The organism is Luteibacter mycovicinus (assembly GCF_000745235.1).
GTDB classification, from domain to species: Bacteria; Pseudomonadota; Gammaproteobacteria; order Xanthomonadales; family Rhodanobacteraceae; genus Luteibacter; species Luteibacter mycovicinus.
Map to the genome: position 1 here is coordinate 1166027 of NZ_JQNL01000001.1, position 11897 is coordinate 1177923.

The following is an 11897-nucleotide window of genomic DNA, read 5'->3' on the forward strand; positions in this document are numbered from 1 at the left end:
AAAACGCGGGCTAGCTTAGCGGATCGGCCGGGGCGCGGCGATAGAGGGTGTACGTCACCTCTCCCGCCTGTCCCTGCCGGTGCGCGAGCCAGGTCGGAGGCAAGGTGAAGACCGCGCCACGCGGCGACTCCACGTAGATCCAGGCCGTCGGCGTCAGCCAGCCCCCGCTTTCGAGCTGTGCGGCGATCCCGGCCCAGGCATCCAGCGCGAAAGGCGGATCGAGAAAAACCAGATCGAACGGCTTGCCGGACCCCTTCAGCCAGCGAGCCGCGTCATCGCCGACCACCTCTCCGTCGGTCTTCAGCCGCGACAGGTTCGCCTTGAGCGCCGCCGCCAGCGGGGGCTCCCGCTCGACGAAGGTGACGCTGCCCGCGCCGCGCGACAGGGCCTCGATGCCGAGGGCACCGGTGCCGGCGAAGGCGTCGAGGCAGCGGGAGCCCGCCACCACCGGCTGCAGCCAGTTGAACAGGGTTTCCCGCACGCGCTCGGCCGTGGGCCGCAGCCCCGGCAGATCGGGCACGTCGAGCCGGGAGTTGCGCAGGTTTCCGCCGATGACGCGGATGCGGCCGGAGGCGGTCATCGCTCAGCGGCCAGTGTGGGCGGGAGTGCTAGCATTCGCCTATTGTCTTTGAATCCCTCCCGCAATGCTCAAGTTCTGGAAGAAGAAGCCCGCCGAACCGGCGACGACCGAGGCCCCGGTTACGGACGAGCGCGTCGATCGCGCCGCCGACCCAGCCGCCACCGACCTGGGCAGCCTGGTCGCCGAGGCACTGGCGGAAACGTCAGCCCCCGAGCCCGAGGCTCCCGAGGTCGAGCCCGAGGCGGAAGACACCCTCGTGGCCGAGGCCGCGCATGAGGCCACACCCGCGCCCGAGGCGTCCGCAAAGCGCAGCTGGCGCGACCGGCTGTCCGGCAGTGGTTTCGCCAGGAGCCTGGGCGCGCTGTTTGTCCGCCACCCCAAGCTCGACGACGACCTGCTCGACGAGCTGGAAACCGCCCTGATCACCGCCGATGTCGGCGTCGAAGCCAGCACCCAGCTGGTCGAGGGCCTGCGCAAACGCATGCACAAGCGCGAGTTCGCCGACGCCGGCGCGATGCTCAAGGTGCTGCGCGACGAACTGGTCGCGCTGCTCAAGCCGGTGGAAAAGCCGCTCGACGTCTCGACGCACAGCCCGTTCGTCATCCTCACCGTCGGCATCAACGGTGTGGGCAAGACCACGACCATCGGCAAGCTCGCGCGCCGCTACGTCGACGAAGGCCGCGGCGTAATGCTCGCGGCGGGCGACACCTTCCGCGCCGCCGCCGTCGAACAGCTGAAAACCTGGGGCGAGCGCAACAAGGTCCCGGTCGTCTCGCAGGGCCAGGACGCCGACTCCGCCAGCGTCATCTTCGATGCCCTGCAGGCGGCGCGCTCGCGCGGCACGCAGGTGCTTATCGCCGACACCGCCGGTCGTCTGCACACGCAGGGCGGGCTGATGGATGAACTGGGCAAGATCGTCCGCGTTATGAAGAAGCTCGACGCCGCTGCGCCACATGAAGTCCTCATGGTGATCGACGGCACCACCGGTCAGAACGCCATCAGCCAGCTCCGCCAGTTCCGCGATACGGCGGGTGTCACGGGACTCGTGGTGACCAAGCTCGACGGTACCGCCAAGGGCGGCGTGATGTTCGCTCTCGCCCGCGAGTTCAGCCTGCCGATCCGCTACGTCGGACTGGGCGAAACCGCGACCGATCTGCGCGTGTTCGACGCCGCCGCTTTCGTGGACGGCCTGCTCCCTGCCAACCTTGGCGGCTGAGTGACGCGCATGCCTGACAGGTCGCTGCCGTGAACCGGCGACTACGCATCGGATTGCTCGCCGTCGGCGGGCTGCTCATGGGCATCCTCGTCGCGGCACTGGTCGCCACTTATGTGGTTCTGCAGCCGGAGCGATTCACGGCGATGCTGCAATCGCGTGCCGAGGAGGCGGGTCTCGACCTCGGGCTGGCCAGCCCGGCCAGTCCGACGCTCTGGCCCAAGCCGGCGCTCGAGCTCGAGGGACTGACCTTGCGCGCCCGTGGCTCGGGCACACCTCTGATCGTCGCTTCGCGCGGCAAGCTGGTGCTGCCGTGGCGCACATTGCTCGGTCAGGACACCACGGTGTCGCGACTCGAAGTGGAAGGCGCGCGCATCGACATGGACGCCGTGTCCGCGTACATCGACACGCTCCCGTCGCGACCGTCGACCGCGGGCGCGATCCTGCCGGGTATCGACGCGGGGTTCCGCGTCACCCGTGGCACGCTGACCCGGGGCAACCGTCTTCTCCTGTCCAACGTGGACATCGATGCGGGCCGCCTGGCCGATGGCCGTGTGTTCGACCTCAGACTCGCGGCATCGTCCAGCGAAAAGCCGTACTCGATGACGCTTCGCACTCGCCCGGTCCTTTCGCGTGGCGTGCTCACGCTCAACGAGCTCACGCTCGATCTCGCCAGCCAGGATCGCTTCGCCGCGAGCCTGCGCGGCGAAGCCACCTGGCGCGGCGGTGCCGACGTCGGTGCCTCGCTGGCCGGGCGCATGACGCGGCACGATGCGTCGCCCTTCGACGTGGTCCTCAACGTCACACCCGCGAATCAGCAGGATCCCCTGTTCGTCGCGCTGAAGCTCGACGGTCCGACCGACCATGCCGACCTGCGCGTGCCACCGCTGGCCGTGGCCGAATGGTGGAGCGGCATCAACGCGGGCGGCGCACCGACGCTTCCGCCCCTGCTTGGCAGCGTCGACGCGGCGGCCGTCGACACCGACAGCGTGCACATCAAGGGCTTGCGTATCCGCGCGACGCCGGACGTCACGCCGGCAACCGCGCCAGCGTCAGCGAGCACCGCTTCGCGCCCGGCCACCGGGCTCACGCCGTGAATCCGTTCGCCCGTGAACTGCTGCGCTGGTACGACCACCACGGGCGCAAGGACCTGCCCTGGCAGCATCCGCGCGATGCTTACCGCGTGTGGCTGTCCGAGATCATGCTGCAGCAGACCCAGGTGATCACCGTCATCGGTTACTTCCAGCGGTTCGTCGAGCGGCTGCCTACGCTGACCTCACTTGCCGAAGCCGACGAGGACACCGTCCTCGCACTCTGGTCGGGGCTCGGCTACTACCGGCGAGCACGGTTTCTGCACCGTGCCGCGCAGCTGTGCGTCGAACGTCACGCCGGTGAGCTGCCGCGCGATCTCGATGCGCTGATCGCCCTGCCCGGCATCGGCCGCTCCACCGCCGGCGCGATCCTGGCGCAGGCCTATGGGCTGCGCTTCCCCATCCTCGATGGCAACGTCAAGCGCGTGCTGACCCGCTATCACGGCATCGCCGGGCACCCGGGCGAAAGCGCGGTCGAGAAGCGCCTGTGGATTCATGCGGATGAGCACACACCGGCGACCCGTACCGCCGACTACACGCAGGCGATCATGGATCTCGGCGCCACCGTCTGTGTGCGCAGCAAGCCGGCCTGCATGCTCTGCCCGCAGGCGGCCACCTGCGTCGCGCATCGTGACGGACTGACCGCCGTACTGCCCACCGCCAAGCCCGGCAAAAAGGTACCCACGCGCGCCCTAGCGATGCTGTTGTTGCGCGACGCGCAGGGCCGGGTGCTGCTGGAGAAGCGTGGCCCGCAGGGCGTGTGGTCCGGCCTGTGGAGTCTGCCCGAGGCACCCGATGTTGACGCCGCACCCACGGTCGCGCTCAGTCTGGCACGCGTCGGCTCCGCCGATCCCCTGCCCGCCTTTACCCACGTCTTCAGCCACTACCGGCTGGACGTTTCGCCCATCCTGTTCGACCATGCGGCCCCGCTGACGGCCGTCGCAGATCGCGACGATCAGCGCTGGTGCGCACGCGACGAGCTCACCACGCTCGGCCTGCCGGCGCCCGTCCGCACGCTGCTCGACAACCTTCCGGAGATATCCCCATGACGCGCATGGTCCACTGCGTAAAGCTCGGCCGCGACGCCGAAGGCCTCGACTTCGCCCCCTGGCCCGGCGACCTGGGCAAACGCGTCTACGACAGCGTCTCGAAAGAAGCGTGGGCCCAGTGGCTGTCCCACCAGACCATGCTGATCAACGAGATGCGCCTGTCGCCCCTCGACCCGAAGACGCGCACGTTCCTCAGCGGCGAAATGGAGAAGTATTTCTTCGGCGGCGATGTGGTTCAGCCCGCCGGTTACGTCCCGCCTGAACAAGAGGCTTGACGCCGGAGCCCGCACCCGATTTAATACGCGGCTCCACTCGCCGCAACGATCGTTGCAGGCACCTGTGGCTCGGTAGCTCAGTTGGTAGAGCAGGGGATTGAAAATCCCCGTGTCGGCGGTTCGATTCCGTCCCGAGCCACCATTTATTCAGTGACTTAGGCCACCTTCCGGGTGGCCTTTTTCGTTTATGGCCGCTCTGCGGCCGCAGGCGCCGCGTGGGACGACACGGTGCGCTGGCTGCTGGTCGAAGACGCCGCCTCCCTCGGCGGCATGTGCGCCCGACTGGACGCCCAGCCCTTTTCCGGACGCCCGCCAGTGCGCCTCTTTGGTCATCGCCCAGCGCAATCCTGCCCTCGTAGCCCGTCACTCCTGCGCAAGGCGGGCAGGCCTGTGGGAAGGCCGGGAAGCAGGCTCCGAGTGGGGCCTTCTTTTTCACTTTACGCGGAAGGTTTGCCAATTCGGACCGATGATCGGATCGCCATCCGGCCGAAGCGATCGGTCTCAACGCTGTAAAAGGCTCGTCTTATCCAACGAATAATTCATGAAAGACTTTGCATGGGAAGCCGCCTCGTCGACCGATGCAAACATCTGAAACCCGGCCGTAGACGCGAACCGCTGCTGCTCCGCTTCCAAGGTGAAACCGAAAATGGCAAGGTCCGCATCCCTGTCGCCCATCCACAACCAGGAGCGGTCATCGGGCACGATAATGAAACGATGAGAGATGTCGTACAAAGACAGGGATGGCCCGGTGTGACCGGTTTGCATCAGAAACGACTCTATACCATCTCCTTTGTCGGCCCCTGTTGCCACGAGCCCGCTGAAAGACACACCCCAATCCGAGCAGTCGTTGGCGTCGGGAATCGTGAAGAACATAGCGAACGGCCGAGCGTCATACCTTGTCGACCAGTCGCATGCTTCCCGAATGGTTTCCGGCAAAAAAAGCGACGTGTAGTCGGAAAAAGAAAAATAGTGGCACGCGCGCCCCACCGTGCGCTCAAATGGCTGCTCCGGGTCGTCCCCTGACAAGGTCGTCCAGCCCAACAATTCTGGATCCCTCATTACCAACGGTTTGAGCATCGTCACGGCCCCGGGTTTTGATCGAAACGAAATTTTGCGACGGGAGAGTCCTGTCCGCTGTGAAAGAGCTCGCCCGTGGGACCACCGCTCTTTGAAAAGTCGCGCGTTGTGAAAACTTTGACCCCGCTCCTGTCCGACCACAATGTCACGGGACCAGCGGCCCTGGAAGTATATCCGTTGGCCTGCAAATGGCCCTCGAATTGCCCCTTCGTCCAGTTCATCGCGTAGTTTTGCATGCGGGCCCCCTTTGCTGTGACGTCCGTCAGCCTCATGCGCGGAAGGGCTGCCACTTCCGACCCACCTGCCAACGCGCTCCGCGTCGCAGACGCCAGCATGCCGGCTCCCCTCGTCAGCGCCCCGGCAGCAAGGAATTCTCCGGGGAACCCGCTGGAGGCGACTGCACCGCTTCCGCTTCCGGCTGGCGCAACATCCAAAACATCCGACTGCGTTATCATCGACACGACAAACGCGGCGTTGCCATTTTGCTGCGTAAACAGGTCATTCGCTGGTGCGGAGGACCAATATTGCGAATACGCATCCCTCGGCACCGTCTGTCGGCCGTCCGGGTCAATGTTTGATACCGGATTGTTTTTGGCATAAGCGAAGCGGTTGAACTGGTCGAGGCTGCCTTCACCGGTTCTCGCCGGGTCCGTACTCAGAAACCGCCCAATGGACGGGTCGTAGTACCGGGCTTGCATGTAGACAAGCCCGGAATCCGGGTCATTAACGTGGCCCGTGTAACCAGGACCCGGTGAAGGAGTCCCGAGCGCCTGCGTGCCGTAGGGGCGGTAATCGATCGCGCGGGCGACATTTCCGGCCGCATCCGATGTGGCAAGCACCGTACCATTGGGGTCGGTGTAGTAGTAAGTTACGGTCTCGGTTTGCCCTGCCGCATTGGCTTGGGTGGCGATAAGAAAAATAAGTGCGAGGGTGCCCCACCAGCGTTGGAATCTGGACGCGCCTTTCATCATCGTCCCCTGATTATTGCGTTGCCCGATTGTCACCCTGCCGCGACGCCCCGTCTGTAGGCGAACCCCTACAGGAAGGGGCCCTCGCGGGGCCGGAATACCTCCTTGGGTGGCTGTGGGGAATCAAAAATCGACGGTGAGGGTTAAGCTGCCGCGGTAGTCCCCATCCGGGAGCCTGTGGCCTCCCGCGATGGATGCCGTCATCGGGACAAGAATTGGGCTGAGTGCCGTGGCCGACGTGAAGGACGGCCCCTGTGTGGCATCGATGAGCTGACCGTTGGCGTCAGTGACGGTGTAGACAAAACCTGGTGGCCCATGGCTTCGTCGAGAAGTCGACACCATCGGAGATCGGCGGCATCGATTGAGTTAATTTCGTCAGGAACGACGTCTGGCTCACCGTTACCGGCCGTGATGTAGTGCGGGGCCGAGGTGAGCGCTTGTGCATTATGAGCCTGCAGACCGACGATAGTCTCTAAGAGAACAGGAGCTTTCCTTGGGCACGCCAACGTCGGCCCTCGAAGCGGCCGTGAGCCGCTTTGCTCTAAACAACCGGGCGTCACGTGAGCGGCAGAGAACCAGTGATGGCGCCGCCCTCTCACGCGCCTTCGCCACCCAACGCAAACAAAAAAAGCCGCCCGTGGGAGCGGGCGGCGATCCGAGGATTTGCAGCGGGTCCTTCCCTGGACCGTTTGTCTGGTTACGCGATCACTGAAGTGGCGCTGATCAGAAGTCGTATGTCGCCGTGAGGCGGGCATAGCGCGGCGTCTGGTAGTACTGACCCAGGTCGTAGTTGTTGTTGACCGTGGTCGGTGCCGACTCGTACGTGGAGAAGCTGTTCAACGGCTTGCGTTCGTTGGTCACGTTGAACACGCTCAGGCCGAAAGCCATCTTGCCGTCGAAGTAGCCCGGACGATAGGTAACGGCCAGATCGACCTGGCGGTACCACGGGTTGCGCTTCTCACCCGGATGCGACGGCTGACCGTTGCAGTTGTGATAAGCCGAGCCGTAGCCGATCGGATCCGGATCTTCCTCACCGTCTTCATAACCGAGGCACGACTTCGGCGCACCGGAGGCGAGACGGAGGTTGCCCGAGACCAGCCATTCCGGCGTCAGCTGATACGCGCCGTAAGCCTTGATCTGATGGGTACGGTCATTCGACAGCAGACCATTGGCGTAACGCATCAGCTCAGCCGAATCCCAGTCTTCCGTCTTCGAGATATCGGTCTGGCCGATGTCGGACTTGGTCTGGCCTTCGGTGTTGCCGTAGCTGCGCGAGAACGTGTAGTCCAGGCGCCCCTGCCACTTACCGTCGAACGGGTGCTCCAGGTACATGTCGAGCGCGTAGTAGGCACGCTTGGCGCCGGTGGAGAAGCCCCAGTCGTCCTTGCTCATCTTGACTTCGGTGCGACCCGAACCGTCGACGTTGGCGAGGCTGAAGGTGTTGGATGAGCCCGGGTTGAAGATCACGCAGCCAGGAATGACCACGGAGTTGGGATCGCCACCCTGCGCGGTGATCTTGTCTGCCAGCAGGCCGGTGTCGCAGACGTCGTCGATGGCGGTACGCAGCCTGCGCAACGTCACCTTGGCACCGGTGACCCAGCCGTCACCCAGGGTCTTGTCGAAGCCGATGATGCCTTCGTCCTGATACTGCGATTTCAGGTCACGCGCGCTGACCGCGATCGGGTCGACCGCCTGACCGTACTCGCCGTCCGACGACACGGCGCCCGGCGAGATCTCGGTCAGACCCGTGGGACGACCGAGCTGATCGATGCCGGTGTAGGTGTAGTAGATGTCGGTATAGGTCGAGGGCGAGGCACCGCGCACGGCCACGTTGTTCGGCAGCGCGAGGTAGTAGCGGCCGAAGTTGGCGTACAGCTTCAGCGACGAGTCGCCGTAGACGTCCCAGCTGGCGCCCAGACGCGGTGCCCACTGCGCCGCATTGTTGACGTACGGACGGTTCTTGTCGTTGAAGTTCTTGAAGCGGTCGTTGCGTACGCCGAGGCTAAGCAGCCAGCGGTCGGTCACCTGCCAGCGGTCTTCCAGGTACTGAGCCCTCTGGTCCACGGACATGCTGGTGACGGTGCTGAACACTCGCTGGGTGACGTAGTAGCCGTCACCACCCGGAGCGCCGACGCCGAGCGACGTGCTGATCGGAATGTTCTCGTTGCCAGCCGCCACCTTGCGATAGCGCAGGTAGTAACCCGGACCGCTGGTCGACGAGCCTTCGTTGCTCGCGTCGTAGCTCATGTTGTCGATACCGCCGGCGAGGTGGTGATCGCCGACCTGCCACTCGAGGTCGAGGCGAAGGCCGTGCGTCTTGCTGCCGGCGTTCGGATCCTGCGCGGTCGACGACGAGTTGAGATTGGTGATCGGCGTGCCGCCGTTCAGAGCCGGGTTCTGCAGGTACGGGCTGTCGATATACGGCTGCTGCGCAAGGCCCGGTGTCGGGTTCTGCAGATAGTCGTCGGTCCAGCCCTTGCCGTAGGTCGCGGTCAGCGTGATGTCGTCGGTGATGTAGCTGGTGTACTTGGCGATGGCGTACTTCGTGGTGATCTTGCTGGTGTCGGCATCCGAACCGAGCGGGCCACCCACGGTGCGCGTGTCGTAGTCGTAGCCGTAATACTTGCCGCGCTGCTCATCGGTGGAATGGATACCCGTCAACTCGAGGATGTTCGAGTCGTTGATGTTCCAGTCGAGCTTGGCGTAGTACTTCGGCAGGTTGTACGTGTAGTGGTTGTTGGCCACCGGGTTGGCTTCGACCGACGCCGTGCTCGTGCCTTCGGACTTCTCGGCTTCCGCGGCGACGAAGAAGAACAGCTTGTCCTTGATCAGCGGACCACCGACGTACGCGCTGTACGTGGTCGTCCACTTGGTGTTGTCCTGACGATTGCGGTAGATCGAGCCCGGAAGGGTGTCGTCGGCGTAGCCGTAACCGGCCGGGAGGGCTTTGTTCGAGTAATAGATGCTGCCCGGCGTCGACGAGGCGAACTTCGGCTCCCACAGCACCTGTGCACCGAAGTGCCAGTCGTTGGTACCGCGCTTGCCGACCTGGCTGATGACGCCGCCATCCGAGCGACCGTACTTGGCGCTGTAACCGCCCGTATAGACTTCCTGCTGATCGATCGCGCCGTACGGCAGACCGACGCCGCCAAGGTTGCGGTACGGGTCGGACGAGTTGTAGCCGTTGACGTAGTAGGCGTTCTCGGAGGCACCGGAGCCGCCGAACGACACGGTGCGGTAGCGACCGTTACCCAGGTTGCTCGAGCCCGGGACGGCACCCGGCGCCAGCAGGGCGATCGCCTCGGCATTGCGTCCCAGCGGAAGACGCGCCAGCGTCTGCGCGGTGACGACGGTGCGCGAATCGACCGCGGTGGTGTCGATGGGCGGCAGGCTGTTGGCCGTTACCGTCACCGAGTCCAGTGCCTGAGCGCTGGCTGCGGTGGCCGGGGCCTGGAACGACACATCGGTGGCGCCACCGACCTTCAGCGCAACATCTTTGCGCGAATCGACGACGGCGCCATCGCGCTTGAGGCTGACGGTGTACAACCCGAGGGGAAGGTTGCCGATGCGATACCGGCCCTGTGCGTCGACCGGCACTTCGCGTGTAAAACCCGTGCTGCCGGTGACCGATACGGTTTCGCCTGCGGCCGCGGGTACCTGACCGAAGATGTCACCGGTCGTGGACTGTGCAAACGCCGGTGCGGTCGCACCCACGCCAAGGGCGAGCGCTAGCGCCAGCGCGGACGGCCGAAGGCCTCCGCGACGGCGGATGATCTGGTGCTGCATTGGTGTCTCCCCGAAAAAACGACCCTTAGCAAGGGCCATTAAAAAGTTGCGCTTCGCGCGAACCCGCAAATAAAGAAACCTGGTACGTCCCGCCAGTCGCGCATGCTCCCCCGAGCCGGCGCGACTTTAAGCTTTCCCATCGCGAGTCCGTGCGACGCGTTCACCTCGCCGCCGATGAGATGACGGTGTTTCATACATGAGGCACGTATGAACTTAGGGACTGGCAGCAGCCCTGTCAAACAAAAATTTGAGATTTTTCGTAAGAAATATTCCTAGACAGGTATTTCTCCGAAAGCGGGACCCGGTCAAGGACTTGGCAAGCGAAACCTGCCTCCCCACCTCTGGTCCCCACCCGCCTCAGATGTTGACGTCAGCGCCCTGCTCGCTGGCACAGCGCTTCAGGCTGTCTTCGAGCGCGCGCCTCTCGTCGATCCGCGCCTCCGGTACGGTCTCCTTCGCCAGCACGCGCCGCAGGTACAGCACGCGCGTGTCGACCGACGCCCGGAGTGCATCACGGGCGTCGTGGCCGCACGGGGTACGCGCCTTCCACGACGCAAGCTGGTCGATACGCGGCTTCAGCGCCTCGAGGCGAGCGGGCTGTGCGTCGACGGAGGCGTGTTCGAGATCGTCGACGCGCGCGGTCCAGTCCGCGGCCATGCCGCGAAGATCGCTGACATCGGCGCTGAGGGCCGCCGCATCGGATTTGCGGGCCCGGTGCGATTCACTGATCGCCAGGATCGCTGTCGTCGCCGACGCCACAAACGCCACCAGAATGACGATGAGTGCCGTGCGGCGCCCGTTCGCCTTCGAAGGCTCCGTCTGGGGATCGAGCTCGGTCATGTCGGTTTCCGGATGGCTGTCGATGGCAACGCTGTAGTTTGCCCCATTGCCGGCACCGCTGCGTCACGACGCAATGTCGCGCCTCGACCCTGTGACCCGGTCACGGCAATGACGTGTTTACGTGGCTATAGTCGGGTGCTCATTCCGAACCGAAGGACCCCGCCCGCCATGCCTCGTTTCCGTCAACTCGCGCTGATTGCCGGCCTCGCTGCCATCCTTGCCACACCCGCCACGGCGGAAGACCTCAAGGTCATGTCCTTCAACGTGCGCACCATGACCGGCAACGATGGCCTCAATGGCTGGACGCATCGCCGCGACCTCTTCGCCGACACCATCCGTCAGCTGCATCCCGATGTGATCGGCACCCAGGAGCTGTACAAGGCGCAAGGCGACGACACGATCGAACGCCTGCCGGAGTACACGTGGTTCGGCCGCGATCGCTATGGCGATCATCGCGACGAGCACATGGGCATCTTCTATCGCAAGGATCGCCTGAAGATCGTCGAATCGGGCGACTTCTGGCTTTCCGACACCCCGGACAAAGTGGCCAGTATCACGTGGGGCAATATCTTCCCGCGCATGGTCAACTGGGCGCTTTTCGAGCGGACCTCCGATCACAAGCGGTTCTATCTGCTCGACACGCACTTCCCTTACCGCGATCAGGATGAAGATGCGCGTTCGCGCAGCGCGCATGAGATCGCCGCGTGGATCGCGAAGCTCCCGGCGAATGTCCCCATCATTCTCACCGGCGACTTCAACACGGGCCCGGACAGCGAAACGCATAAGGCGCTGACCGCCACGTTCAAGGACGCATGGATCGCCGCGCCGAAGCACGAGGGTCCGGCCGAGACCTTCCACGACTTCACCGGCAAGGCGACCAAGCGGATCGACTGGATCCTTTATCGCGGTGTCGAGGCGAACTCGGTACGGACGATTACGGTGTCGAAGGACGGCCGTTATCCCTCGGATCACTTCCCTGTGCAGGCCGACTTCACCCTCTGACTTAGGCACGACTTGA

General features: G+C 64.5%; 10 protein-coding genes and 1 tRNA gene. 6 read left to right on the plus strand and 5 right to left on the minus strand.

The genetic code is table 11. From position 1 onward, the window contains the following. Window positions 1-10 precede the first annotated feature (10 nt). Window positions 11-580 carry a 16S rRNA (guanine(966)-N(2))-methyltransferase RsmD gene (gene rsmD / locus FA85_RS05305; RefSeq protein WP_036111132.1) on the minus strand — a complete coding sequence of 190 codons (570 nt, stop codon included), beginning with the start codon at window positions 578-580 and terminating at the stop codon, window positions 11-13. A 64-nt stretch (window positions 581-644) separates the two neighbouring features. Between rsmD and ftsY the strand changes: the two genes are divergently transcribed. The 5 genes from ftsY (at window position 645) to FA85_RS05330 (ending at window position 4350) form a co-directional block, all read left to right on the plus strand. After that, the gene (gene ftsY / locus FA85_RS05310; protein WP_036111130.1) at window positions 645-1796 is read left to right on the plus strand and encodes a signal recognition particle-docking protein FtsY; all 1152 of its coding nucleotides are present in this window, start codon (window positions 645-647) and stop codon (window positions 1794-1796) included. A gap of 29 nt (window positions 1797-1825) precedes the next feature. Continuing rightward, complete coding sequence (locus FA85_RS22365) at window positions 1826-2890, plus strand: AsmA family protein (protein WP_036111128.1); 1065 nt, start codon at window positions 1826-1828, stop codon at window positions 2888-2890. Beyond that, a complete protein-coding gene (gene mutY, locus FA85_RS05320; RefSeq protein ID WP_036111123.1) occupies window positions 2887-3933 on the plus strand; it encodes an A/G-specific adenine glycosylase in 1047 nt (348 codons plus the stop codon). The genes FA85_RS22365 and mutY overlap by 4 nt, the downstream gene beginning before the upstream one ends. Next, on the plus strand, window positions 3930-4208 hold the full coding sequence (locus tag FA85_RS05325) for an oxidative damage protection protein (protein ID WP_036111120.1): 279 nt from the start codon (window positions 3930-3932) through the stop codon (window positions 4206-4208). The genes mutY and FA85_RS05325 overlap by 4 nt, the downstream gene beginning before the upstream one ends. 66 nt (window positions 4209-4274) lie before the next feature. Then, window positions 4275-4350 (plus strand) — tRNA-Phe (locus tag FA85_RS05330). A 359-nt stretch (window positions 4351-4709) separates the two neighbouring features. On the opposite strand, the gene FA85_RS05335 is transcribed toward FA85_RS05330, so the two are convergent. The 4 genes from FA85_RS05335 to FA85_RS05350 all read right to left on the minus strand — a co-directional run bounded on the left by FA85_RS05335 (window position 4710) and on the right by FA85_RS05350 (window position 10879). Next, window positions 4710-5285 (minus strand): hypothetical protein, encoded by a 576-nt coding sequence (locus FA85_RS05335; RefSeq protein WP_036111116.1) that lies wholly within the window; start codon window positions 5283-5285, stop codon window positions 4710-4712. 2 nt (window positions 5286-5287) lie between these two features. Further along, window positions 5288-6253, minus strand: coding sequence for an RHS repeat-associated core domain-containing protein (locus FA85_RS20770; RefSeq protein ID WP_051943367.1), 966 nt, complete (start codon window positions 6251-6253; stop codon window positions 5288-5290). A 723-nt stretch (window positions 6254-6976) separates the two neighbouring features. Beyond that, window positions 6977-10039: a TonB-dependent receptor gene (locus FA85_RS05345; protein ID WP_036111113.1), complete on the minus strand. Its 3063-nt coding sequence runs from the start codon at window positions 10037-10039 to the stop codon at window positions 6977-6979. Window positions 10040-10396: 357 nt separating this feature from the next. Further along, window positions 10397-10879 (minus strand): hypothetical protein, encoded by a 483-nt coding sequence (locus FA85_RS05350; protein WP_036111110.1) that lies wholly within the window; start codon window positions 10877-10879, stop codon window positions 10397-10399. A 168-nt stretch (window positions 10880-11047) separates the two neighbouring features. Here FA85_RS05350 and FA85_RS05355 point away from each other — a divergent pair, with 168 nt between their 5' ends. Then, window positions 11048-11881 carry an endonuclease/exonuclease/phosphatase family protein gene (locus tag FA85_RS05355; protein WP_036111106.1) on the plus strand — a complete coding sequence of 278 codons (834 nt, stop codon included), beginning with the start codon at window positions 11048-11050 and terminating at the stop codon, window positions 11879-11881. Window positions 11882-11897: the final 16 nt, after the last annotated feature.